The 22,128-nt window shown below is 57.0% G+C and carries 25 protein-coding genes, 1 tRNA gene and 2 pseudogenes; 9 read left to right on the top strand and 19 right to left on the bottom strand.

From position 1 onward, the window contains the following. Positions 1-33 precede the first annotated feature (33 nt). The gene (locus AB4N76_RS24615; RefSeq protein WP_460163629.1) at positions 34-408 is read right to left on the bottom strand and encodes a hypothetical protein; all 375 of its coding nucleotides are present in this window, start codon (positions 406-408) and stop codon (positions 34-36) included. 79 nt (positions 409-487) lie between these two features. On the opposite strand from AB4N76_RS24615, the gene AB4N76_RS24610 reads away from it, so the two are divergent. Then, entirely contained in the window at positions 488-2,401 is a 1,914-nt protein-coding gene (locus tag AB4N76_RS24610) for a DNA cytosine methyltransferase (protein ID WP_460163628.1), read from the top strand. A gap of 10 nt (positions 2,402-2,411) precedes the next feature. On the opposite strand, the gene AB4N76_RS24605 is transcribed toward AB4N76_RS24610, so the two are convergent. Further along, on the bottom strand, positions 2,412-3,236 hold the full coding sequence (locus AB4N76_RS24605; protein WP_460163627.1) for a DUF2971 domain-containing protein: 825 nt from the start codon (positions 3,234-3,236) through the stop codon (positions 2,412-2,414). Positions 3,237-3,286: 50 nt separating this feature from the next. Here AB4N76_RS24605 and AB4N76_RS24600 point away from each other — a divergent pair, with 50 nt between their 5' ends. From AB4N76_RS24600 to AB4N76_RS24580, 5 genes are all read left to right on the top strand, one after another. Beyond that, on the top strand, positions 3,287-3,937 hold the full coding sequence (locus tag AB4N76_RS24600; RefSeq protein WP_460163626.1) for a hypothetical protein: 651 nt from the start codon (positions 3,287-3,289) through the stop codon (positions 3,935-3,937). After that, complete coding sequence (locus AB4N76_RS24595; protein WP_460163625.1) at positions 3,934-4,113, top strand: hypothetical protein; 180 nt, start codon at positions 3,934-3,936, stop codon at positions 4,111-4,113. The genes AB4N76_RS24600 and AB4N76_RS24595 overlap by 4 nt, the downstream gene beginning before the upstream one ends. 47 nt (positions 4,114-4,160) lie before the next feature. Further along, positions 4,161-4,565, top strand: a complete 405-nt coding sequence (locus AB4N76_RS24590; protein ID WP_460163624.1) for a hypothetical protein — start codon at positions 4,161-4,163, stop codon at positions 4,563-4,565. A gap of 217 nt (positions 4,566-4,782) precedes the next feature. Continuing rightward, entirely contained in the window at positions 4,783-4,995 is a 213-nt protein-coding gene (locus tag AB4N76_RS24585; RefSeq protein ID WP_214382149.1) for a hypothetical protein, read from the top strand. After that, complete coding sequence (locus tag AB4N76_RS24580; protein ID WP_460164635.1) at positions 4,995-6,107, top strand: phage integrase Arm DNA-binding domain-containing protein; 1,113 nt, start codon at positions 4,995-4,997, stop codon at positions 6,105-6,107. Before AB4N76_RS24585 ends, AB4N76_RS24580 begins: the two co-directional genes overlap by 1 nt. 89 nt (positions 6,108-6,196) lie before the next feature. On the opposite strand, the gene AB4N76_RS24575 is transcribed toward AB4N76_RS24580, so the two are convergent. The 9 genes and pseudogenes from AB4N76_RS24575 to thrS all read right to left on the bottom strand — a co-directional run bounded on the left by AB4N76_RS24575 (position 6,197) and on the right by thrS (position 13,654). Continuing rightward, positions 6,197-6,273, bottom strand: a tRNA-Pro gene (locus AB4N76_RS24575). 89 nt (positions 6,274-6,362) lie between these two features. Continuing rightward, positions 6,363-6,719 (bottom strand): MerR family transcriptional regulator, encoded by a 357-nt coding sequence (locus tag AB4N76_RS24570; RefSeq protein ID WP_003179985.1) that lies wholly within the window; start codon positions 6,717-6,719, stop codon positions 6,363-6,365. Continuing rightward, positions 6,700-7,002 (bottom strand): integration host factor subunit alpha, encoded by a 303-nt coding sequence (ihfA, locus tag AB4N76_RS24565; protein ID WP_002553164.1) that lies wholly within the window; start codon positions 7,000-7,002, stop codon positions 6,700-6,702. Before ihfA ends, AB4N76_RS24570 begins: the two co-directional genes overlap by 20 nt. Positions 7,003-7,005: 3 nt before the next feature. Beyond that, positions 7,006-9,388 (bottom strand): annotated as a pseudogene (pheT, locus tag AB4N76_RS24560) (phenylalanine--tRNA ligase subunit beta). 26 nt (positions 9,389-9,414) lie between these two features. Further along, positions 9,415-10,431 carry a phenylalanine--tRNA ligase subunit alpha gene (pheS, locus tag AB4N76_RS24555; protein ID WP_007905876.1) on the bottom strand — a complete coding sequence of 339 codons (1,017 nt, stop codon included), beginning with the start codon at positions 10,429-10,431 and terminating at the stop codon, positions 9,415-9,417. Positions 10,432-10,540: 109 nt separating this feature from the next. After that, positions 10,541-10,897, bottom strand: a complete 357-nt coding sequence (rplT, locus tag AB4N76_RS24550; protein WP_007905879.1) for a 50S ribosomal protein L20 — start codon at positions 10,895-10,897, stop codon at positions 10,541-10,543. A 28-nt stretch (positions 10,898-10,925) separates the two neighbouring features. Beyond that, on the bottom strand, positions 10,926-11,120 hold the full coding sequence (gene rpmI / locus AB4N76_RS24545) for a 50S ribosomal protein L35 (RefSeq protein WP_002553160.1): 195 nt from the start codon (positions 11,118-11,120) through the stop codon (positions 10,926-10,928). Positions 11,121-11,180: 60 nt separating this feature from the next. Continuing rightward, positions 11,181-11,732: a translation initiation factor IF-3 gene (gene infC / locus AB4N76_RS24540; RefSeq protein WP_172435341.1), complete on the bottom strand. Its 552-nt coding sequence runs from the start codon at positions 11,730-11,732 to the stop codon at positions 11,181-11,183. Then, positions 11,722-13,654: pseudogene (gene thrS, locus AB4N76_RS24535) on the bottom strand (threonine--tRNA ligase). Before thrS ends, infC begins: the two are co-directional and overlap by 11 nt. Before the next feature lie 373 nt (positions 13,655-14,027). Between thrS and AB4N76_RS24530 the strand changes: the two are divergent. Beyond that, positions 14,028-14,330 (top strand): hypothetical protein, encoded by a 303-nt coding sequence (locus tag AB4N76_RS24530; protein ID WP_046028231.1) that lies wholly within the window; start codon positions 14,028-14,030, stop codon positions 14,328-14,330. A gap of 290 nt (positions 14,331-14,620) precedes the next feature. After that, complete coding sequence (locus AB4N76_RS24525; RefSeq protein WP_007905882.1) at positions 14,621-14,833, top strand: cold-shock protein; 213 nt, start codon at positions 14,621-14,623, stop codon at positions 14,831-14,833. 72 nt (positions 14,834-14,905) lie between these two features. On the opposite strand, the gene AB4N76_RS24520 is transcribed toward AB4N76_RS24525, so the two are convergent. Both AB4N76_RS24520 and AB4N76_RS24515 read right to left on the bottom strand, forming a co-directional pair. Then, positions 14,906-15,226 (bottom strand): I78 family peptidase inhibitor, encoded by a 321-nt coding sequence (locus AB4N76_RS24520; protein ID WP_046028232.1) that lies wholly within the window; start codon positions 15,224-15,226, stop codon positions 14,906-14,908. Between the two features lie 165 nt (positions 15,227-15,391). Then, on the bottom strand, positions 15,392-15,697 hold the full coding sequence (locus AB4N76_RS24515; RefSeq protein WP_019649602.1) for a hypothetical protein: 306 nt from the start codon (positions 15,695-15,697) through the stop codon (positions 15,392-15,394). Between the two features lie 133 nt (positions 15,698-15,830). Between AB4N76_RS24515 and AB4N76_RS24510 the strand changes: the two genes are divergently transcribed. After that, positions 15,831-16,043, top strand: a complete 213-nt coding sequence (locus AB4N76_RS24510) for a hypothetical protein (protein WP_046028234.1) — start codon at positions 15,831-15,833, stop codon at positions 16,041-16,043. Between the two features lie 33 nt (positions 16,044-16,076). On the opposite strand, the gene AB4N76_RS24505 is transcribed toward AB4N76_RS24510, so the two are convergent. The 6 genes from AB4N76_RS24505 to AB4N76_RS24480 are packed head-to-tail and all read right to left on the bottom strand — an operon-like array spanning position 16,077 to position 22,075. Further along, on the bottom strand, positions 16,077-17,105 hold the full coding sequence (locus tag AB4N76_RS24505; RefSeq protein WP_077430511.1) for a nucleoside hydrolase: 1,029 nt from the start codon (positions 17,103-17,105) through the stop codon (positions 16,077-16,079). 42 nt (positions 17,106-17,147) lie between these two features. Beyond that, entirely contained in the window at positions 17,148-17,552 is a 405-nt protein-coding gene (gene rbsD, locus AB4N76_RS24500; protein ID WP_460163623.1) for a D-ribose pyranase, read from the bottom strand. Beyond that, entirely contained in the window at positions 17,549-18,466 is a 918-nt protein-coding gene (rbsK, locus tag AB4N76_RS24495; RefSeq protein ID WP_077430513.1) for a ribokinase, read from the bottom strand. Before rbsK ends, rbsD begins: the two co-directional genes overlap by 4 nt. Before the next feature lie 58 nt (positions 18,467-18,524). After that, positions 18,525-19,544, bottom strand: a complete 1,020-nt coding sequence (locus AB4N76_RS24490; protein WP_046028241.1) for a LacI family DNA-binding transcriptional regulator — start codon at positions 19,542-19,544, stop codon at positions 18,525-18,527. Between the two features lie 3 nt (positions 19,545-19,547). Then, complete coding sequence (locus AB4N76_RS24485; RefSeq protein ID WP_046028242.1) at positions 19,548-20,525, bottom strand: ABC transporter permease; 978 nt, start codon at positions 20,523-20,525, stop codon at positions 19,548-19,550. Next, positions 20,522-22,075 (bottom strand): sugar ABC transporter ATP-binding protein, encoded by a 1,554-nt coding sequence (locus AB4N76_RS24480; RefSeq protein WP_077430514.1) that lies wholly within the window; start codon positions 22,073-22,075, stop codon positions 20,522-20,524. The genes AB4N76_RS24485 and AB4N76_RS24480 overlap by 4 nt, the downstream gene beginning before the upstream one ends. Positions 22,076-22,128: the final 53 nt, after the last annotated feature.

The following is a 22,128-nucleotide window of genomic DNA, read 5'->3' as shown; positions in this document are numbered from 1 at the left end:
GCCTGACTGGAAACACCGAGCTTTATAGGTCGATCAGAATAAATTCGGAATTCCAATACCGGAAGCGGCTAAAGCAACAAGCCCTTGAACAACAGTGATTGCGTTGGAAGATCTCTCAACGTAAGCCCACGCGCGCGAAGCTTTTACCGTAGCCAAACGTTTTTCCTCGCCTGCTGCTGGATCAACCCGTAAAGCCTGAATCACTTCAAGAACGGCATCAACTGGAGTGTCTTGTGGAAGACCTAGCCCATCAAGAAAAGATGTCTTGTCCCTTTCGACGATCCCATTAATGCAGTTTTTCAAATTGTTATCGGTGAATTTTATTTCAGCATCAGAGCCGTGGGCCACTGAAACCGCCGTTTGAAATCCCTCGAAGGTGTTCCCTGAAATTTCCAACTTTAACGCCATTTTTCTCACCGATTAGTGGCAAATAAACATCATTTAATACCCGAAATTAACGAATCACGCCAGTCGGCGAGGATCCCCTATGTCCGCACGACAGAAAAAACCCCATTTCATCCATGGCCAGCCAAGCATGGGCCTGCCGTTCGAAAAAGAGCTGGTGGTGGACTTGTTCGCCGGCGGCGGCGGCGCCAGTACCGGCATTGCCCGGGCGTATCGGGAGCCGGACGTGGCGGTAAACCACAACCCGATCGCCCTAGCCGTTCACCGTGCCAACCACCCGAAGACAGCTCACTATGTGGCGGATGTGTACGAGGTCGATCCTCGAGAGGCAACCGGCGGCCAGCCAGTGGCAATCATCTGGGCATCACCCGATTGCCGCCACCACAGTAAAGCCAAAGGGGGCGCACCGCGCGACCGGGGTGTCCGCGGGCTGGCATGGGTGGTGATTCGTTGGCTGTTCATCACCAAATCGCGTCTGCTCTTCTTGGAGAACGTTGAAGAGTTCTGCGACTGGGGACCGATCGACCCCGAAGGCCAGCCGATCAAGGCCGAGCGCGGGCGCACGTTCAAGGCATTCATTACCGCGATCAGCACCGGGCTGGCAGCCGATCACCCAGACATGCCGGAGATCATGCAGGCCATCGGCGAGTTCGTACCGATGGAGGCACTGGTGCGTGGCCTTGGCTACAACGTCGAATGGCGAGAGCGCATCGCGGCCAACGCTGGCACGCCGACCATTCGTAAGCGCCTGTACCTGGTAGCACGCAGCGATGGCCAGCCTATCATTTGGCCAGCGCCGAAGCGCCACAAGACGCCGACGGCCAAACAGCAACCTTGGCGCACTGCCGCGGAATGCATCGACTGGAGCAACTTGGGCCGCACGATCTTCCGGGCCAAGCCGATGGCAGTGAACACGATGCGGCGCGTAGCCAAGGGTTGCTGGCGACATGTGCTGACCAGCGCGAAGCCGTTCATTGTCCCGATGCGCGGCACGTCGGAATCACACACCAGCACCCACAGCGTGGACGAATCCTTATCGACCATCAGCGCCGGCGGCACGCATTACGCACTGGTGCAGCCGGTAGCCGCGCCATTCCTCACCGAATGCGCCAACGGCTCGTCTCAACGAAACTTCAGTGCGGTGGAACCACTGCGTACTCAGGTCGCTCAGGTCAAGGGTGGCCACTTCGCCCTGGCTGCCTGCCATCTGACCCACCTCACCCATCACGGAGAGCGAAGTGGTTACTCCCCTGATGATCCCTTCCGGACAGTAACTGGCGCCAACCGAGGCGAGCAGGCGCTTGTCGCCGCGAACATGGTCACCTTACGGAAAGGATCCGTCGGGGCCGACGTTGCTGGCCCGCTCGGCGTAGTCGCTACCAGCACCGGGCACCATGCGGTAACGGCGGCGTTCTTCGAGCAGGCGAACGGAGGTTTCTACGACGGCGATGGCCGAGCCGCAGACTCACCACTATCGACTATCTGCCAGTCAGGCGCCAATCAACGTTTGGCCAGCGCCTACCTGGTGAAGTACTACGGCAACGAGAAGGACGGCATTTCGCTCACTGAGCCGATGCACACTCTGCCGACGAAGGACCGCGTTGCGCTGGTTGAGGTTGTTCAGGTGCCGGACACCCTGACTTCGGAACAGATGGAAGGCGCTCGGCGCTGCGCCGCCTTCATGCACGAGCATCTGCCGGAGCATTTCAAAGACCCGGCCGAGATGGTCATGGTCGGCGGCTATGTGCTGGTCGACATCACCCTGCGCATGCTGCAGCCACCAGAACTGAAGGCGGCTCAGGGCTTCGACAAGGACTACATCATCGACCGCGGCCTGTTCGTCGATCCGGTCACCGGTGCGGAAGAATGGCGCGACATCAACAAGACGGACCAGGTCCGGCTGATCGGCAACAGCGTCTGCCCGGATGAGGCCGAAGCGCTGGTCGCCGCCAATGCCGCCGACATCATCGAGCTTTACCAGCGATTAGCCGCTTAAAAGGGCCAAATCATGGCGCTCTAAAAGGAATTTTTGATTTAATAACTTGTATCCGGCTCTCCTGGCCTACTCCGTTCGCTAACAACTGGTGCTCTGTGTTGGCAACAAACGTTTTCATAGCGGTGTAGGCGAGATCTTGGTCGCGCATAGGTCCAACGTGGATAGCTTTAATACATCCAACCGTAAATTTAACAGCAGTGTATGGAATCAATAAATTTCCGCGCTGCCGAAACTTTAAATTTTCATTTGGCAATGACAAGTCAATTGCGCATCGAACCTCTTGTTCTTCATAGAAATTTGCATCTTTGAACGTAGACGCAGTTCTCACGAGGGTAGATAGGTGAATCAATGAATCTTCCGTGATCTCATCACCATGAACCATGAAATCCTGAGCAAGCCCCTGAACCGATTGACTGACTTCCTCAGCGACAATTTTATTCTTTTTATCACTATCATAAAAACATTCGAAAAGGTCAATATCACCCCAAAGCCGATCACTATCAAACTCTATTGCATAAGACCCGTAAGCTCTCCACTGACTAAGTTGATTGCCCGACTTACTGAATGAACATACAAATATCGGCTGACTATCAATCCAATGGGATATATGAGTCTCGAATGAAAGTCTCAGCTCATTTATTGCTCGAAGGATAAACTGATCGTCGCCCTCTCTTTTCTTCTTTAGGGCTGACAGAGCATCAAGTATGAACACGACTCCATCATTTAACTCCTGCGAGTCATTTAAGAATCGTATATCAGTCAGCCAAAACTCTTGATTTTCTAAAATAGATTTAACAGCGCCAGCGTCTGTGTAATGAAAAAGACTATCCGCCATTTTGTCGCCCCATTGTTAATGGGTGTCGACTATACCGATGAGGTGTACCCATGCCCACAGAAAACCAACCGACCGGACCTAGCTTCGACTTGAACACGCCAGATGGCGGCCGCGGGTACATCGCCAACCTGTTCAAGACGGTGCTCAAGCGTCACGACTACCGCCAGTACATCGCTGAGCGGCTGGCCGGAGACTTCGCGTGCACACTGGCGCAGCACCTCGAGGACGTCAAAGCTCGAGAACATGCCCTGCAGCAGGGCCTGAACGCCGCGGATCAGAAGATTGATGAGCTGGAGCGGGACAAGGCCCGGTTGGATACGCTGGAATCGAATTGCTGGGATGTTCGCTTCGACAGCAGCCCGAACGGCGATGCCGGCGACAGCAGCATCAGTATCGAGATCGTCGGCCATTGGATGGATAAGCCGACCGAGCGCGTCATCGGCGAGAACTACAGCGAGAACCTTCGTGCAGCCATTGACCAGGCAATGACAGCTCCGGCCTATCCGCCTGAGCGGCCTGAATATCCAGAAGCCACCAGTGACGATGAATGGCATATGAACCCGTGCAAACAAGGTCACCGCGATGTCGGAGCGGCCGGCGGCGTTGCGCATTGCTACCCCTGCGACGAGAAGATCGAAGCGGCTACCACGCAAGAAGCATTCGAGCACTGGAACGCGACGCACCCGGTAGCGCCGGCATGAAGCGCTTCGTCCACCGCAAGTTCGAAGCCTGGCTGATCCTGCTGGCAGCGAAGATCCTCATCGGTCGCAACGTCCAACGCTCCCCGGTCGTCTCACGCCGCGACAACAACGACATGTGGGCCATGGCCGAAAAGCTCGAAGCCATCGCCAAGCGCATCAGCACCAAATACACGTAACTCCCTCTCCCTTCAAAGTCAGCCGCTATAGCGGCAAAGGAACAGTCATGCCTGAAGAAACTGTTTTGCCTGTCGTGCCGGCCGGCATCGAGTACGCCTACTCCTCCAATGGTGAGGACTGGACCGCTGACTGGTGTTCTTTCCTAAGCCAAAACGACGAACTCGCCCCGGGCAATAAGTGCCAGCGCGGAGAGATTCACTATGCGGATCCTGCTGAGCTCGTCGATTCGGATGCGGTGATCGACGCCATGGCTGACAACGCAGCTTCGAGCGATCTCGGCGAGTGGGCAGATGATTTCCCTACAGTCAGCGCCGAAGCAAAGCAAGAACTTGAAGATCTTCTCGATGCCTGGGCTCGAAAGAACTGCGACTGCAGCTTCTACCGGGTCAAGAACATCGAGACGTTCGTGATCGCCGCGGAGGATCTGGATCAGACTGAGGTGACGCCATGATCGCCCTCGCCTGGTTCGCCTACGTGTACTGCTACAAAGGGCCGCAGCGCTGAGGGTCCGCCCCGCCAGTCACCTCAGGGGAGAAAACATGTACGCAACTGCCGAGGCGAACCGATAAACCTTAGTTCACCCCACTCAACTCGCTTGCCCCCCTTCATCTGATTCACACAAACCACCTTCCCAACCTTCTGCCGCCACGCGCGACATGGAGCACCCAATGAAACGAGAGCTGATCAAGATCAGTGAGTTCCAGCGCCGGCGCTGGGGCGAAAACGGAACACCGCAATGCCCGCAGGCCATCCGTAACCATATCCGTAACGGCATGGTGCCCGGCGAGCAGATCGGGAAACTCTGGTACGTTGACTGGACCGCATTCAGCCGTTCAGACGGCAACGACCTGGTGGCGATGGTATTGAAAGGAGCTGCATGATGGTCCCACGGCCGCGCAACAAGGCGAACAAGAGCCTTCCGCAGAACCTGTATTTCGATTCGCGGCGCTCGACTTATCGCTACCGGCGGCCTACCGACGGTAAGTGGTTCCAATTTGGCAGCGACCGAATCAAGGCGATTGATGCCGCAAAGCAACTGAATCTGGAATTCATGCGCGGCGCTGACCTGATCGGTGCCGTGATGGGCAGCTCATCAGAATCATTTGCCGGTTTCCTCGACACCTACGAACGAGACGTCCTTCCGCCCCGCGAGCTGGCCAAAGGAACGCTGGGTCTTTACGCCGTGCACTTCCGGCGTTTCCGTAAGCAGTTCGAGGGAAAGGCCATCGATGAAATAACCATTCGCATGGTCGCGGAGATGCTGGACGCGCTCACCCCGCGCACGGCGAACCAGTGCCGGGCGCTACTGATCGACATCTTCAATCACGCAGCGTCCAAAGGACTGTGCCCGGACAACCCGGCGGCCAGCACCATCAACCGGATCGAGAAGAAGCAGCGCAAACGCCACACGGTAGAAGGACTAAAAGCCATTCGGGAGAAGTCGCCAGCTTGGCTGCAGAACGCAATTGACCTGGCGTTGATCACCGCCCAGCGCCGGACAGACATCCTCGATATGCGTTTTGATGGCAGTCGGGAGGGTTACCTGTACGTGGTGCAGAAGAAGACGGCCAAGGCCAGTGACGCGGCGTGGATACGATTTCTGATAACGCCGGAGTTGCAGTCGGTCATCAGCCGATGCCGCGACGATGTCGTATCGCCCTACCTGGTGCACCGGAAGCCCCAGCGCCGGAAACAGAAACAAGCACAGACCAAGGAGCACTGGACAAAGGTTGAGGAGAGGTATTTGACGCGAGCATTCAAGGAGGCCAGGGAGGCGGCGAACTGCTACGCGGGATGGAAGGAAGAAGAGATGCCGGGCTTCCATGAAGTGCGAGCGCTGTCGCTCCACCTGTACAAGAAAGCCGGAAAGGACGGTCAGAAAATTGCTGGTCATGCGAGCGAGGGCATGACCAGAAACTACCAGCGGGACCACGAAGAAATCGTCTGGTCCGAAGCAATTCCGGACCTGAATATCAGCGAAATCACAGGGTAGTTTTGCGCCAGTTTTGCGCGGGTTTTGCGCAGACACAAAAAAGCCGATCTAGCTGATCTGCTTAACTGTCTGATTTTACTCAGGAAATATGGTCGGGACGGAGTGATTCGAACACTCGACCCCTAGCACCCCATGCTAGTGCGCTACCGGACTGCGCTACGCCCCGACTAGGCGTGAAACTCGTCCCTCTTCTCGAGGGACGCTCAAGAATATATCGCAAGCGTTTGAAAACTGGAAGTATTCAAACTCAGGAAATTATTTCTTGAGTACTACCAACACGTCTTCCAACTCGGCAATCATCTGTCGAATCATCTGCTTGTATTGGGTGGTGTCGTCTTTGGCTTCATCGCCGGACAAGCGCAAACGCGCGCCGCCGATGGTGAAACCTTGATCGTAAAGGAGCGCGCGGATCTGCCGGATCATCAGCACGTCTTGTCGCTGATAATACCGGCGATTCCCGCGGCGTTTGACGGGGTTGAGTTGAGGAAACTCCTGCTCCCAATAGCGCAGCACGTGCGGTTTTACGGCACACAGCTCGCTAACTTCACCGATGGTGAAGTAGCGTTTGCCTGGGATGACGGGTAGCTCGTCGTTATGACTTGGTTCCAGCATAAGCCTCAACTCGGGCCTTCAACTTCTGCCCTGGACGAAAGGTGACCACACGGCGAGCCGTGATCGGGATTTCTTCACCCGTTTTCGGATTGCGGCCAGGCCGCTGGCGTTTGTCTCGAAGGTCGAAATTTCCGAAACCGGACAATTTGACTTGTTCGTTGTCTTCAAGAGCGTGCCTGATTTCTTCAAAAAACAGTTCGACCAATTCCTTGGCCTCCCGTTTATTCAGGCCCAGCTCTTCATACAGACGTTCCGCCATCTCAGCTTTCGTCAGAGCCCCCATACGTCACTTCCTTAACGTGGCGTTCAACCTTTGTTCGAGCGAGGTGAGGATGTTTTGCGTAGTGTTATTCACCTCATCGTCATTAAGAGTGCGCGATGGATGCTGCCAGGTCAAGCCAACTGCAAGGCTTTTTCTATCAGGATCAATGCCTTTACCCTGATACACGTCAAATAGCCTGAGGTCTGTCAGCCATTCGCCTGCATTTTCACGGATTACGTTCTAGAACAGCGCTGGCTGCGACGTCTTTTTCGGCGATCAGCGCAAGATCACGTCGTACTTCAGGGAAGCGCGACAACTCGCTGAATTTAGGCATTTTGCCCAACGCCACTTCAGCCAGAACCAGCTCAAAAACGAAGACTGGACGATCGAGCCCGAGGGTTTTCGACAATTCAGGGTGAATGGCACCTACAAAACCTACCAAACGGCCTTCACGTTCGATGCGCGCGGTTTGACCCGGGTGCAACGCTGGGTGTTTACCCGGCACGAAAGTGAACGAATCCAACGCGCCGGCAAAACCAAGCACCGCTTCCACGTCAGCCTTGACGTCGAAGAAGTCCACGACATCGCGACCCTGCGCCCAGCCTTCCGGCAGACGGCTACCACATACAACACCGGCCAACATCGGCTCTTGCTTCAGGCCTTCCAGTTGACCGACGAAACGCAGGCCACTTTCGAACAGACGGACGCGGTCCTGTTGACGGTTCAGGTTGTGCTGAAGCGCCTTGACCAGACCCGGCCACAAGGACGAGCGCATGGCAGCCATGTCGTTGGAAATCGGGTTGGCCAGCAGCAGCGGCTCCACACCCGGATTAAACAGTTCGAATTGTTTCGGATCGATGAAGCTGTAAGTAATCGCTTCCTGATAACCACGCGCCACCAGCAGACGACGCAGTTCAGGCAAATCGCTACGAGCTTCCGCTTTGGCTTGCGGCGCCAGGCGAGCTTGCGGGTAACGAACCGGCAGACGGTTGTAGCCGTACAGGCGGGCCAGCTCTTCGATCAAATCGACTTCCAGGCTGATATCGAAGCGATGGCTTGGCACTTCAACGCGCCATTGCCCTGCCCCATCGGCCGAAACGGACAAGCCCAAAGCGTTGAGCAGACGCTCAACTTCGGCCGAATCCATTTCCATGCCCAGCATTTGAGTAATGCGTTGCGCGCGCAAGGTAACCGGAGCGATCTTCGGCAGATGTTGCTCGCTGACGGTTTCGATGATTGGGCCGGCTTCGCCACCGGTGATTTCCAGCAGCAGGCCAGTAGCGCGCTCCATGGCTTCACGGGCCAATTGCCAGTCCACGCCACGCTCGTAGCGGTGCGAAGCGTCAGTGTGCAGGCCGTAGGAACGAGCCTTGCCAGCGACTGCAATCTGATCGAAGAATGCGCTCTCCAGGAAAATATCGCGTGTAGTCGCGGTGTTGACGCCGCTGTGCTCTCCGCCCATGACGCCAGCAATTGCCAGAGCGCGGGTGTGGTCGGCAATCACCAGCGTATCGCTACGCAGGGTGACTTCCTGACCGTCGAGCAGTACCAGCTTCTCGCCCTCTTCGGCCATCCGCACGCGGATGCCACCGTTGATTTCGGCAAGATCGAAGGCGTGCAGCGGTTGACCCAGCTCCAGCATCACGTAGTTGGTGATGTCGACGGCTGCGTCGATACTGCGCACGTCAGCACGACGCAGACGCTCGACCATCCACAGCGGTGTAGGCTTGGACAGATCGACGTTACGGATCACACGCCCCAGATAACGCGGGCACGCCGCCGGAGCCAGCACTTCAACCGAACGCACTTCGTCGTGCACGGCTGGAACGGAAGCAACAACCGGGCGAGTGACCTGGGCGGCGTACAGTGCGCCAACTTCACGGGCCAGACCGGCCAGGGACAGGCAGTCACCGCGGTTCGGGGTCAGGTCGACCTCGATGCTGGCATCTTCCAGGTTCAGGTACTCACGAATGTCCTGGCCCACCGGCGCATCGGCCGGCAGCTCCATCAGGCCATCGTTGCCTTCGCCCACTTGCAGTTCGGCTTGCGAACACAGCATGCCGTTGGACTCAACGCCACGCAGCTTGGCTTTCTTGATCTTGAAGTCGCCTGGCAGCTCGGCACCGATGGTGGCGAACGGGATCTTCAGGCCCGGGCGCACGTTTGGCGCACCGCATACGACCTGAAAAGTCTCCGTGCCATTGCTGACCTGGCAAACGCGCAGCTTGTCGGCGTCCGGGTGCTGTTCGGTGCTCAGCACCTCGCCCACTATCACGCCGCTGAATACGCCGGCGGCCGGAGTAACGCTATCGACCTCAAGACCGGCCATCGACAAACGAGCAACCAGCTCGTCACGACTTACCTGCGGGCTTACCCAGCCACGCAGCCATTGTTCACTGAATTTCATCCTGCTCTCCTAAGAATTCGTTACGACTAGCGAAATTGCGCGAGGAACCGCAAGTCGTTGTCGAAGAACAGACGCAAGTCGTTCACGCCGTAACGCAGCATGGCTAGACGCTCAACGCCCATGCCGAAGGCAAAGCCCGAAAACTCTTCCGGGTCGATCCCGGACATACGCAACACGTTCGGGTGAACCATGCCGCAGCCCATCACTTCCAGCCAGCCCGTCTGCTTGCAGACACGGCAGCCTTTACCGCTGCACATCACGCATTCCATGTCGACTTCTGCGGATGGCTCGGTGAACGGGAAGTAGGATGGGCGGAAACGCACGGCCAGTTCTTTTTCGAAGAACACGCGCAGGAATTCTTCGATAGTCCCTTTCAGGTCGGCGAAGTTGATATCGCGATCGACCAGCAGGCCTTCGACCTGGTGGAACATCGGCGAGTGGGTGATATCCGAGTCGCTACGGTACACACGGCCTGGGCAGACGATGCGGATCGGCGGCTGTTTTGATTCCATGGTGCGGACCTGTACCGGCGAGGTATGGGTGCGCAGCAACATGTTTGCATTGAAATAGAAGGTGTCATGCATCGACCGGGCCGGGTGATGGCCTGGGATGTTGAGTGCTTCGAAGTTGTGATAATCGTCTTCGACCTCAGGGCCTTCGGCGATGCCGTAGCCTATATGGGTGAAGAACTGTTCGATACGTTCCAGAGTGCGGGTAACCGGATGCAGACCACCGGAGGTCTGGCCGCGGCCAGGCAGGGTCACGTCAATCGACTCGGCGGACAGTTTGGCGGCTAGATCAGCCTCTTCAAACAGTGCCTTGCGCGCATTGAGAACCTCTGTGACACGCTCCTTGGCAACGTTGATCAGCGCACCGACTTGCGGACGCTCTTCTGCCGGCAAATTCCCCAGGGTCTTCATCACCTGAGTCAATTCACCCTTTTTGCCAAGGTAGTGAACCCGGATTTGCTCCAGGGCATTGATATCTTCAGCGCTTTGCACAGCCTCTAGTGCTTGAGAGACGAGCGCGTCCAGGTTTTCCATGTACAGACTCCAGATACAAAATAGGGGAAGAGCTTGAAGGCTCTTCCCCTATTTATGACGTTTAACACCTGGCCCCACAGAGGTGAGGCCGGGTGACTGTCGGGGGTACTTAAGCCAAGGTGGCTTTAGCTTTCTCGACAATCGCAGCAAACGCCGCTTTTTCGTTCACTGCCAGATCAGCCAGAACCTTACGGTCGATCTCGATGGACGCTTTTTTCAGGCCGGCGATGAAACGGCTGTAGGACAGACCGTTGATACGTGCACCAGCGTTGATACGAGCGATCCACAGAGCGCGGAACTGACGTTTTTTCTGACGACGGTCACGGTAGGCGTATTGGCCTGCCTTGATTACCGCTTGCTTGGCAACACGGAATACGCGCGAGCGAGCGCCGTAGTAGCCTTTAGCAAGTTTCAGAATTTTTTTGTGACGTTTACGGGCAATGACGCCACGCTTTACACGAGCCATGAGTTACTTCCTCTATTCTTGACTAAAATTAACGAAGGCGCAGCATGCGCTCGACTTTTGCCACGTCAGACGGATGCAGCAAGCTGCTACCGCGCAGTTGACGCTTACGCTTGGTCGACATTTTAGTCAGGATGTGGCTCTTGAAAGCGTGCTTGTGCTTGATACCGTTAGCAGTTTTCAGAAACCGCTTAGCAGCACCACTTTTGGTCTTCATTTTTGGCATGTTCGGATACTCCGCATTCAGTTGATAAACATAATCAGAAGGCCTGCCGTGCCCTGTTGATTACTTCTTCTTTTTCGGGGCGATGACCATGATCAGCTGGCGTCCTTCCATCTTAGGATGCTGTTCGACCGAACCGTACTCGAGCAAGTCACCTTCAACTCGCTTGAGGAGTTCCATCCCCAGCTCCTGGTGGGCCATCTCACGGCCGCGGAATCGCAAGGATACCTTGGCCCTGTCCCCATCACTCAGGAAACGTACCAGGTTGCGCAGTTTTACCTGGTAATCCCCTTCCTCCGTCCCTGGACGAAACTTGATTTCTTTAACCTGAATCTGCTTCTGGTTTTTCTTGGCCGCAGCAATCTGCTTCTTCTTCTCGAAGATCGACTTGCCGTAGTCCATCAGCTTGCAAACAGGGGGTACTGCATCGGCGGAAATCTCCACCAAATCCAGCTTGGCCTCTTCAGCCTTAAGAAGCGCGTCTTCAATTGACACAATCCCAAGCTGCTCACCCTCAGCCCCAATTAACCGAACCTCGCGTGCCGAGATATTCTCGTTGATCGGGGCTTTCGGTGCAGCTCGTTTATCTTGTCTCATTTCACGCTTAATAATAATTACCCGAATCTGGGCGACCACGCCGGGAAACCGCTTGCGCGAGAAACTCAGCGAACTGGGCGACGGGCATCGAGCCCAGGTCAGCACCTTCACGAGTACGCACAGCGACAGTCTGCATCTCGACTTCCCGATCTCCGATAACCAAGAGATAGGGAACCTTGAGCAAAGTATGCTCGCGGATTTTAAAGCCGATTTTTTCATTTCTCAAGTCAGACTTGGCACGAAACCCGCTTTCGTTGAGAGTTTTTTCAACTTCGGCGGCGAAATCAGCCTGTTTATCAGTGATATTCATGATCACTGCCTGGGTCGGCGCCAGCCACGCGGGGAATGCCCCTTCGTAGTGCTCGATCAGAATTCCGACGAAACGCTCGAAGGAACCCAGGATCGCCCGGTGCAACATTACCGGGTGCTTGCGACTGTTGTCTTCGGAGACGTATTCGGCTCCCAGACGGACAGGCAGGTTAAAATCGAGCTGAAGGGTACCACACTGCCAGACGCGACCGAGGCAATCTTTCAGCGAGAACTCGATCTTCGGACCGTAGAACGCACCTTCGCCCGGCTGCAAGTCGTACGGCAGGCCAGCGCTATCAAGGGCTGCAGCCAATGCAGCTTCGGCGCGATCCCACAATTCGTCGGAACCAACGCGTTTTTCCGGACGAGTGGACAGCTTCATCTCGACGTCTTTAAAGCCGAAATCGGCGTAAACGTCCATGGTCAGCTTGATGAACGCTGCGGATTCAGCCTGCATCTGCTCTTCAGTGCAGAAGATGTGGGCGTCATCCTGAGTGAACGCACGCACACGCATGATGCCGTGCAGCGCACCCGATGGCTCGTTACGGTGGCAGGCACCGAATTCGGCCAGGCGCATCGGCAACTCGCGGTAGCTTTTCAGGCCTTGATTGAACACTTGCACGTGGCAAGGGCAATTCATCGGCTTGATGGCGTAGTCGCGGTTTTCTGACTGGGTGGTGAACATGTTGTCGGCGTAGTTGGCCCAATGCCCGGATTTCTCCCACAGGCTGCGGTCAACGACCTGAGGAGTCTTGATCTCCAGGTAGCCGTTGTCGCGCTGAACCTTGCGCATGTACTGCTCGAGGACCTGGTACAGAGTCCAGCCGTTCGGGTGCCAGAACACCATGCCCGGCGACTCTTCCTGGGTGTGGAACAGGCCCAGGCGCTTGCCGATCTTGCGGTGATCACGCTTTTCAGCTTCTTCGATGCGCTGGATGTAAGCCGCCAGTTGCTTCTTGTCTGCCCACGCGGTGCCGTAAACGCGCTGCAATTGCTCGTTCTTGGCATCGCCACGCCAGTAGGCGCCGGACAGCTTGGTCAGCTTGAAGGACTTCAGGAAGCGCGTGTTCGGCACGTGCGGACCGCGGCACATGTCGACGTATTCTTCGTGATAGTACAGACCCATGGCCTGTTCGTTCGGCATGTCCTCGACCAGGCGCAGTTTGTAGTCTTCACCACGGGCCTTGAACACTTCGATCACTTCGGCGCGCGGAGTGACTTTCTTGATCACGTCGTAATCTTTTTCGATCAGCTGTTGCATGCGCTGTTCGATGGCGGCCAGGTCGTCCGGAGTAAAAGGACGCTCGAAGGCGATGTCGTAATAGAAGCCTTCGTCAATCGACCGGCCCGATCACCATTTTGGCGGTCGGGTACAACTGCTTGACCGCGTGGCCAACCAGGTGGGCGCAAGAGTGGCGAATGATCTCCAGCCCCTCTTCATCCTTTGGCGTAATGATTTGCAGCGTGGAATCGCTGTCGATGATGTCGCTGGCGTCGACCAGCTTGCCATTGACCTTGCCGGCCACGGTGGCCTTGGCCAGACCTGCACCAATGGATGCGGCGACCTCGGCTACGGAAACTGGGTGATCGAATGAACGTTGACTGCCGTCGGGAAGAGTAATAGTTGGCATGGCGCCTCCTCTCCTAGTGGTGACCCCTACCAAAGGTCACGTGGGTTGGGATGAGCCAGTACAAGATCCGATCCAGGCCATTCAATGACGAACGCCTGCCTTACAGCGGCAGGAGCCTTGCGGCCAACCGGAAAACCGAACCAGAGTGACTGGGATTCAAATCAGGGTTATTCGCGCAGTTGCCGCCACCGGGACTGAAGGTCATCCGGAGCTTGCAAACGCCCGAGCGTGGCATGCTAGCACAGATGAACGGTCGTCGATGCAAGCAGACTTTGTGCGCAGGCACATTGGGCATTTTTATGCCAGAGTGCTGAACTGAACACCGCTTTGCCCCTCAGATAACAAGTCATTGACTCACAAGGAGCATCCCAGCATGCGTCTGAACCGTTTGTTCGCCGTAGCCGCCCCCTTCATTCTGCTGTTGCCATTGGCCGCCCATGCCGACTGGCCAAAGGGCGAGCGCGAGAAATACATGGCGCAATGCGTCCCTGCAGCGGCGCAAAAAATCGGTGATGCGAAGGCCAAAGCCGTCTGTGCTTGCGGCGCCGATCAGCTCAAATCCTATCCAGCCAAAGACCTTCAGGCGTTGATGGATGGCAAAGCAAGTCAAGAACTGGGGAATGAGGCCATGCATAAAATCGCCACCTGCAGGGTCGATACCGGCGCGAAAAAATAGGCCTCACGCATTCATTTTTTCAGCTGCAATGACCAAAAAATGAGCCTAAATGCCGCTTTGTCAGACATTTTTCAAGGTTTTACAGCTTTTTTTATCGTCTTTACTTTCGGCTGAAAGCCTTTTAAATCGGGGCTTTCAGCCACATGAAGCACCAAAGAACACTCGACAGCAAGGCAAACAGCACGTCCGGGGGCTCCCAAAGCGAACATTTCGACTATGATACTCGGGTGTGCCCAGTTGGCCTGAGCAGCACAGCACTACTGAAAATATATGTTTCTTGGAGATACACCATGTCTAATCGCCAAACCGGCACCGTTAAATGGTTCAACGATGAAAAAGGCTTCGGCTTCATCACTCCTCAAGGTGGCGGTGACGACCTGTTCGTACACTTCAAAGCTATCGAAAGCGACGGTTTCAAAAGCCTGAAAGAAGGCCAGACCGTTTCCTTCGTGGCTGAGAAAGGCCAAAAGGGTATGCAAGCTGCACAAGTCCGCGCTGAGTAATTTTCAGCCGCACTAAAAAAACCCCGTCCATGTGGCGGGGTTTTTTATGGGCGAAACAAAAGCCTGGTGCGATCAGCCGCAGTTGACGCGAGTGACCACCCGATTGGCATCGGTGTTCAGGTTCAAGCGGTCAGAGCGGTACTCCAGAGTGACCATATCGGTCGGCATCAGGAACCGCGCGTTCTGTGCGCCTGCGCGAGTGCGCGCCTGTTCCAGCAGTTGCGGTGAGGCTGGTTTGCCAAGGGTGAATTCGGCAGCCTTTGCTTCACAGCGGCTATGACCCGTGTCAGTCGTCGTTACAGGGTCCGTTGCCGACTCAGGCGACGTGCTGCTGCAACCTGCCAGCAGAGTAGCGGCCAACAAGGCACCCAATGACGCGAGCTTCCAAGGCATGAAACCTCCTTTTTTAATAGTTAAGCTGAGATCGTGCGACCGCCGTTCTGGCGATTGGTTTCAAGGTGAATGCCATCACCCCGCCCCCATTTCAGACGAGCGCTGAGTTTGCCTGAGCATTGCCCTGCCCTTTAGCACTCAATCGTGACTGAATATTAATAGCGCTTAATAAACGTCGATGTAGTCATACGGTGGGTTCGGCCAGTTGTCTTTCAGCGCATTGAAGATCTGCATGACCCAGACCTCGTCACTGGCTGCGACCAAGCCTACATATCCCGAGCCTTTAGCCCACGTCTCCAGCCGAAATCTCAGCCCGTCGATATCAGTGCCGCCGACAACGCCGGAAGAAATGTAGGCGATACCGCCCTTGGTAACCCGCAACTGAGTGTGCTCGTCGTCACTGGCGGATGCCAATAACTGGCGTACCGCCTCAAGGGTTAAACCGTCAGGAGTGTTCAAATCGATCTGCACAGCGCGGTCCTTGAAAATTCGCCAAAAACCAAGTGTCGCATAGCCCTCCCCTCATGCCTAAGTCGGAGTGCCAAACACCGCGCAAAAATGGTTAACTCGACATTCAGACTTTCCCGACTTAACGAGTGCCATCATGACCACCGTAAGCATCGACGCCGACATCAAAGCCAAGTGGCAAGACGGGCACAGCTCTTACAGCCCAAGCAGTACGGAAGAACTCGCCATTATCGGCATCGACCTGCTCGTCAGGGACTTGGGGACTGAGGCCGCACAGTCTTTCATCGAACAGATTTTCGAAAAACACCTGGCGGACCAAAAGGCCGCGGCAGAGGCAGGACGGGCGTAAAACCCGCAGGCTGGCACCTGCGGGCGGGTGGTTTTACTTCAGACGAGCCAGGCGCTGAGTCAGCAAGTCGAAGAAACCCTGAGCGTCGCCACTTTCGACCCAAAAAGCATTCTTCGGCGCTTTCAGTCCGTCATACCAGTCGACAATGGTTTGGCCAAAGGTCGGGCCGTCGCGACTATCAACAACCACGTTGACTGAGCGACCGCTAAACAGTTCGGGCTTGAGCAGGTAGGCGATGACGGTCGCGTCGTGCACTGGGCCACCCGCAATGCCGTAGTGCTCCATATCGCCTTTGATGTATTCGTTGAGAATATCGCCCACCAGCTTGCTGGCATTATTGTTCAGCGCGGCAATTTGCTTCAGGCGCGATTCGCTGGTGAGGATTTTATGGGTCACGTCCAGCGATAGATAGGTCAGCTTCACGCCACTTTTCAATACGACTTCGGCGGCCTGCGGGTCGGCGAACAAGTTGAACTCGGCCACCGGCGTAATGTTGCCACCGTTGAAATGCGCACCACCCATGACCACCACCTCCTTGATGCCCTGAACGATTCCAGGTTCCTGGATCAGCGCCAGGGCCAGATTAGTCTGTGGACCGAGCATCGCGATGGTGATGCTGTGGGGCTTGGCAGCCCTCAAGGTATCAATCAGGTAATTGACTGCATTGCCATCAGCCAGGCCTTTCTTCGGCTCATGAACGGTGATACCCGACAGCCCTTCCTTGCCATGAATGTCCTCGGCATAGATCGGGGCACGTATCAGGGGCCTCGGCGCTCCGGCATACACCGGCACATCTTCGCGCCCCGCCCATTCACGTGCCAGTCGCGCGTTACGCGATGTCTTGTCCAGTCGCACATTGCCGGCCACGGTGGTCAGCGCACGAATGTTCAGTTCTTCGGGTGATGCCAGGGCGAACAGCAAAGCGACCACATCGTCGGCGCCCGGATCGGTGTCGATGATCAAGTCGATCTTGTCCGCCGCTTGGGCGCTCGTTGCAGTAATCAGGGACAAAAGCAGCAGACTCCGGAGCAGATGGTGCAGTTTCTCAGCATAGCGGTTCATGTCGCACTCCTTGTGCTTGGGGGGAAACGAATGTAGGCAGCGTTAGAATGTCACTCCCGACACCAACACGATGTTGCAGTACGGTGCACATTCTCCTGTACGAACAATCGCCCGTGCCTGTCGGCTGAGGACCTTGAACTGGTCATGACTGAGCAACTGGCGCGAACCCAGCTGACCTTCGGCATTCAGTTCGTCCAGCACACTCAATGCTGGCGGCTGCTTGCTCAGGATCTCTTGGGCCAGAAGATGGCTTTCGACCTGCATTTCGCTCAGCACAACCTTCAAGGTACTGATGAAATCCGGAATCCCTTGAGTCAGCGCCAAATCAATCAGTTCGACGCCTGATGGCACCGGCAGACCGGCATCGCCGATGACGACCATGTCGCCGTGCCCCAGGGAGGCGATCAACCGAGACAGCGCGATATTGAGCAGCGGTGTTTTTTTCATGGTGCTTTGAACGCCTGTACGTCAGACAACGTGGGAATCGAAGGTTGTGCGCCAGCCCGGGTGACCGACAACGCCGCTGCGACCTGACCGAACCGGATCGCTTCGGCTTCGCTGCTTCCAGCGGCCAATGCGGCGGCAAAACCACCGACGAAGGTGTCCCCGGCGGCTGTGGTATCGACTGCCTTCACCTTCGGTGCGGGAAAATGCTCCAGGCGCGAGCCATCGGCGAACAGCGAGCCCTGGGCGCCCAAAGTGATAATCACCTTACCGGCCCCCATGGCAACCAATCGGGTCGCAGCGGCTTCAGCCGACGCCAGGGAATCCACCGGCATACCACTCAGGACGCAAGCTTCGCTTTCGTTGGGGATCAGGTAATCGATGGCGGCAAACCAGTCAGCCGGCAATGGGCGGCTGGCGGGCGCAGGGTTGAGAATGACGGTCTTGCCCAGCTCACGGCCCCGCTTGAGGGCATGGCCCACCGTTGCATCCGGTACTTCCAGCTGACAAATAATCACATCCGCCGCCTGCAACACGGCGTCAAAACGGTCGATGACTTGCGGCGTCAGCGATCCGTTGGCACCCGCGACAATGACAATAGCGTTTTGACTGTTGTCATCGACCACGATCAATGCGACGCCGCTGGAATCTTCGACCGTGCTGACGGCCTGACAATCGATGCCCTCGGCCAACAGCGCTCCGCGCAGTTCTGCGCCATAGGCATCGTTGCCCACGCAACCGACCATCGACACCTCGGCGCCCAACCGGGCTGCTGCGACGGCCTGATTGGCGCCCTTGCCACCGGATACAGTGGCAAACGACTGACCGATCAGCGTTTCACCGCCACGCGGCAACCTTGGCGCCCGGGTTACCAGGTCCATGTTCAGGCTGCCTATCACCACTACTTTTGCTGGCATACATTGCTACTCATCAATTCTGTATCGGCGGTGCTTTTGGTTTAACGGCTTTTCTATTTCAACGGTACTGGACGAACACACCGGCGAGCGGCGCAGTCGACTCTCTCAAGACAATACTGGGCGTCACAATCCGTTGATCAGTGGCCATATCCGGGGTCGCAATCCTGCGCAAAAGTACTTCCGCCGCCATCTCACCGAGCTGCAGGATCGACTGCCCCACCGTGGTCAACGCCGGGTAAACGTAACGGCTCATCTGGATATCGTCGAAGCCGATCACCGACAATTCAGTGGGTACGCGAATGTTGCGCTCGGCAGCCGCTCGCAACACACCGATGCCGATCATGTCGTTGCCGGCGAAGATCGCACTGGGAGCATTGCGCTCCAGCAAAATCGCGGCCGCGCTGTATCCCCCGGTGCTGGTGAAATCGCTTTCCAGCATGCGCTCGGGATTCACTTCGACGCCCGCCTCGTGCAAGGCACGGCAATAACCGGCCAGACGCATTTGCGCCACACTGGTGCCCGAAGGGCCGCCGATGGTGGCGATGTCCCGATGCCCCAGTTCCAGCAAATGTCGCGTGGCCAGATAGGCGCCGTATTCGTGGTCGATGCGTACCAGATCGACATTCACACCCTCCAGCCCGCGGTCGACGATGACCATCGGCGTACGCACGCCGGCCAGGCCTTGCGCCAACCCCGCATCGCCACCCGCCGACGCCACGATCAAACCGTCAATACGCTTTTCCAGCAACACACGCAGGTAGCTGCGTTGCTTGTCCGGGTTGTCATCGGAGTTGCACAGGATTACGCAATAACCCTTGCGCTCGCAGTAGTCTTCGATGCCTCGCGCCAACTCGGCGAAGTACGGGTTGAGGCTGTTAGGAACCAACAAACCGATGGTGGCGGTGGTCTTGGCTTTCAGCGAGCGGGCGACGGCACTCGGCACGTAATCCAGGGTTTTGATTGCCGCCTCGACCTTGACCCGCACTTCTTCGCTGACCGGTCGGGTCTTGTTCACCACATGGGACACCGTGGTGTAGGAAATGCCCGCCAGTGCGGCTACATCCTTGATCGTTGCCATGATTCAGGTCCGCCGGCTTGCGCGTTGACTGCGATAAGTATCCAGCACCACCGCCACAACAATGACTGCGCCGGTGATGATGCGCTTGGTAGGCTCGGTCGCACCGATCTGCGCCAGACCGGCCGCCAATACGGAAATGATCAGGACCCCGAAGAACGTGCTGATCACAGAGCCACGTCCTCCCATCAAACTGGTGCCGCCGATAACAACGGCAGCGATAACCTGTAACTCCAACCCGGAGCCGGCATTCGGATCTGCCGCTTCCAGCCGGGAGATCTGAAACAGCGCAGCAATACCGGCCAATAGCCCCATCAGGCTGAACACCAGCACCTTGTAAGGTTTTGGATTGATCCCAGCCAGACGCACCGCTTCTTCATTGGTGCCAATGCCGATCAGGTAACGACCGAACACCGTACGGGTCAACACGGCTTGGGCAACGAAGATAATCAGCAAGGCGATGATGAACGACGGCGAGATGCCGAAGGCAATCGGGTTGGACAGCCAGGCGAAGGCATCTCCGATGTAGGCCGTGCGTGAACCGGTCATCTGATAGGCCACGCCCCGGGCCATTTCCAGCACACCCAAAGACACAATGAACGAAGGTATCCGCCAGGCCACGGTGATCGAACCGGTGATGGTCCCGGCCAATGCTGCCGCCGCCATTCCAAGCAGTGCCGCCGGCAGAACGCTCCAGCCCCAGCCGAGAATCGCCACACTGACGGTTGAAGCCGCCAGTGCCAACACCGAGCCGACCGACAGGTCGATGCCACCGATAATCAACACGAAAGTCATGCCGACCGCCAGCACCATCAAATCGGGAATCTGGTTGGCCAGCGTGCTGAAAGTGTCATAAGACAGAAAGTGGCTGCTCAATACCGAGAACAGCGCAATCATCGCCAGCAAGGCACCGGCCAGGCCCAGATAGGTGCCCAGACCGTAGAAATTGCCACTACGTTTGCTGGCAGAAGATGCAGTTTTCATGGAAGGTCCCTAGGCGCCGCTTCATTGAGCAGCGCATCACGTTTTTGGTAGCCGGCAAAAGCGGCGGCAAGCAAGTCATCCTGGGTCCAGCGGTCACGCTCGAACGTGTCGATCAGGCGCCCCGCCGACAGCACGCCGATCCGGTCGCAAATCAGCATCAGCTCGCGCAGGTCGCTGGACACCACCACCAGCGCCTTGCCCTGTCGAGTCAACTCGCCAAGCAAACTGTATATGTCGAACTTGGCGCCGACATCGATGCCACGGGTTGGCTCATCGAACAACATCACCGAGCAGTCACGCTCCAGCCAACGGCCGATCACGACCTTTTGCTGGTTGCCACCGGACAGCTCGGAGACAAGTTGCGTCGGGCTCGAGCTGCGAATACGCATGGCGTCGATCTGACGCTGGGCCAAAGACATCTCGTCTGCGTTGTTGACGAAACCAGCACTGGAAATCACCGGCATGTTGCCCATGGCAATGTTGGCGCTGATCGACTGGGTCAGCAGCAAGCCTTCGCCCTTGCGGTCTTCGGTGATCAGAGCGATGCCGTGACTCACCGCATCGGCCGGCGAACGGATACTCACCACTTGGGCCGGTGACCCCAACGCGATCGTGCCACTGTCGGCGGTATCGGCACCGAAGATCAGACGCAGCAACTCGGTGCGCCCTGCCCCGATCAATCCGGAGATACCGTAGATTTCGCCAGCGCGAACTTCGAAGGACACATCGCGAACCTTATCGGAGCGGGTCAGGCCCTTGACCGTCAACGCGGGAGCGCCGATCTTGCGTGGCCCCATGTCCATGTGTTCGCCGAGCTCGCGACCGACCATCAGGGTGACCAATTGCTCGCTGTTGTAATTGGCCATCGGCTCGACGCAGACCAGGTTGCCGTCGCGCAAAACCGCAATGCGCTGGGCGACCCGCGCCAACTCTTCGAGGCGGTGAGAGATATAGATGATCGACACGCCTCGCGATTGAAGGCGGGTGATTTGCTCGAACAGCATCTCGACTTCGCGCGCCGTCAGCATGGCCGTCGGCTCGTCGAGGATCAGTACATGGCAGTCGCCAATCAGGTTGCGGGCAATCTCGACCATTTGCTGGTGACCAATACCGAGGTCGCCGACCAGAGTGTCCGGATCGATCGCATCGAGGCCGACCTGGGCCATGGCCTCGATCGCCGCCTTGCGCAGTTGCTTGCGACTGATCCAGCCACCGGTACTGGGCAAATTATCGAGAAACAGGTTTTCCGCCACCGACAGTGTCGGCAACAGATTGAGTTCCTGCATGACCATGCGGATGCCCAGGTCTTCGGCCTGGGTCCGACTGCCGGGGCGGTAATCCTGCCCCTGAAACTGCATCTGGCCAGTGGTCGGCGTCACCAGCCCGCCAATGATCTTCGACAGCGTGCTTTTACCCGCGCCATTCTCGCCGGTCAGCGCCAGCACTTCGCCGCGTATCAGCGTCAGGTCAATGCCGGTCAGGACAGGTTGAGCGTAGGTCTTGCCGATACCGCTGACCGAGAGGACAGCGTTCGGGGCGCAAACGGACATAAAACTCTCCATGTGCCCGCCCCGACGGGCGAGCACCGTTGTGTCGCCAGAAG

This window comes from Pseudomonas sp. S2_F03, from assembly GCF_054668335.1.
Note: the sequence above shows the minus strand (reverse complement) of the source record. Positions and strands in the feature narration are given on the sequence as shown.

Bases quoted from the DNA above. Each gene is read 5' to 3' on its own strand.
- AB4N76_RS24615 (WP_460163629.1), bottom strand. From the start codon at position 408: ATGGCGTTAAAGTTGGAAATTTCAGGGAACACCTTCGAGGGATTTCAA.
- AB4N76_RS24610 (WP_460163628.1), top strand. From the start codon at position 488: ATGTCCGCACGACAGAAAAAACCCCATTTCATCCATGGCCAGCCAAGC.
- AB4N76_RS24605 (WP_460163627.1), bottom strand. From the start codon at position 3,236: ATGGCGGATAGTCTTTTTCATTACACAGACGCTGGCGCTGTTAAATCT.
- AB4N76_RS24600 (WP_460163626.1), top strand. From the start codon at position 3,287: ATGCCCACAGAAAACCAACCGACCGGACCTAGCTTCGACTTGAACACG.
- AB4N76_RS24595 (WP_460163625.1), top strand. From the start codon at position 3,934: ATGAAGCGCTTCGTCCACCGCAAGTTCGAAGCCTGGCTGATCCTGCTG.
- AB4N76_RS24590 (WP_460163624.1), top strand. From the start codon at position 4,161: ATGCCTGAAGAAACTGTTTTGCCTGTCGTGCCGGCCGGCATCGAGTAC.
- AB4N76_RS24585 (WP_214382149.1), top strand. From the start codon at position 4,783: ATGAAACGAGAGCTGATCAAGATCAGTGAGTTCCAGCGCCGGCGCTGG.
- AB4N76_RS24580 (WP_460164635.1), top strand. From the start codon at position 4,995: ATGGTCCCACGGCCGCGCAACAAGGCGAACAAGAGCCTTCCGCAGAAC.
- AB4N76_RS24570 (WP_003179985.1), bottom strand. From the start codon at position 6,719: ATGCTGGAACCAAGTCATAACGACGAGCTACCCGTCATCCCAGGCAAA.
- ihfA (WP_002553164.1), bottom strand. From the start codon at position 7,002: ATGGGGGCTCTGACGAAAGCTGAGATGGCGGAACGTCTGTATGAAGAG.
- pheS (WP_007905876.1), bottom strand. From the start codon at position 10,431: ATGGAAAACCTGGACGCGCTCGTCTCTCAAGCACTAGAGGCTGTGCAA.
- rplT (WP_007905879.1), bottom strand. From the start codon at position 10,897: ATGGCTCGTGTAAAGCGTGGCGTCATTGCCCGTAAACGTCACAAAAAA.
- rpmI (WP_002553160.1), bottom strand. From the start codon at position 11,120: ATGCCAAAAATGAAGACCAAAAGTGGTGCTGCTAAGCGGTTTCTGAAA.
- AB4N76_RS24530 (WP_046028231.1), top strand. From the start codon at position 14,028: ATGCGTCTGAACCGTTTGTTCGCCGTAGCCGCCCCCTTCATTCTGCTG.
- AB4N76_RS24525 (WP_007905882.1), top strand. From the start codon at position 14,621: ATGTCTAATCGCCAAACCGGCACCGTTAAATGGTTCAACGATGAAAAA.
- AB4N76_RS24520 (WP_046028232.1), bottom strand. From the start codon at position 15,226: ATGCCTTGGAAGCTCGCGTCATTGGGTGCCTTGTTGGCCGCTACTCTG.
- AB4N76_RS24510 (WP_046028234.1), top strand. From the start codon at position 15,831: ATGACCACCGTAAGCATCGACGCCGACATCAAAGCCAAGTGGCAAGAC.
- AB4N76_RS24505 (WP_077430511.1), bottom strand. From the start codon at position 17,105: ATGAACCGCTATGCTGAGAAACTGCACCATCTGCTCCGGAGTCTGCTG.
- rbsD (WP_460163623.1), bottom strand. From the start codon at position 17,552: ATGAAAAAAACACCGCTGCTCAATATCGCGCTGTCTCGGTTGATCGCC.
- rbsK (WP_077430513.1), bottom strand. From the start codon at position 18,466: ATGCCAGCAAAAGTAGTGGTGATAGGCAGCCTGAACATGGACCTGGTA.
- AB4N76_RS24490 (WP_046028241.1), bottom strand. From the start codon at position 19,544: ATGGCAACGATCAAGGATGTAGCCGCACTGGCGGGCATTTCCTACACC.
- AB4N76_RS24485 (WP_046028242.1), bottom strand. From the start codon at position 20,525: ATGAAAACTGCATCTTCTGCCAGCAAACGTAGTGGCAATTTCTACGGT.
- AB4N76_RS24480 (WP_077430514.1), bottom strand. From the start codon at position 22,075: ATGTCCGTTTGCGCCCCGAACGCTGTCCTCTCGGTCAGCGGTATCGGC.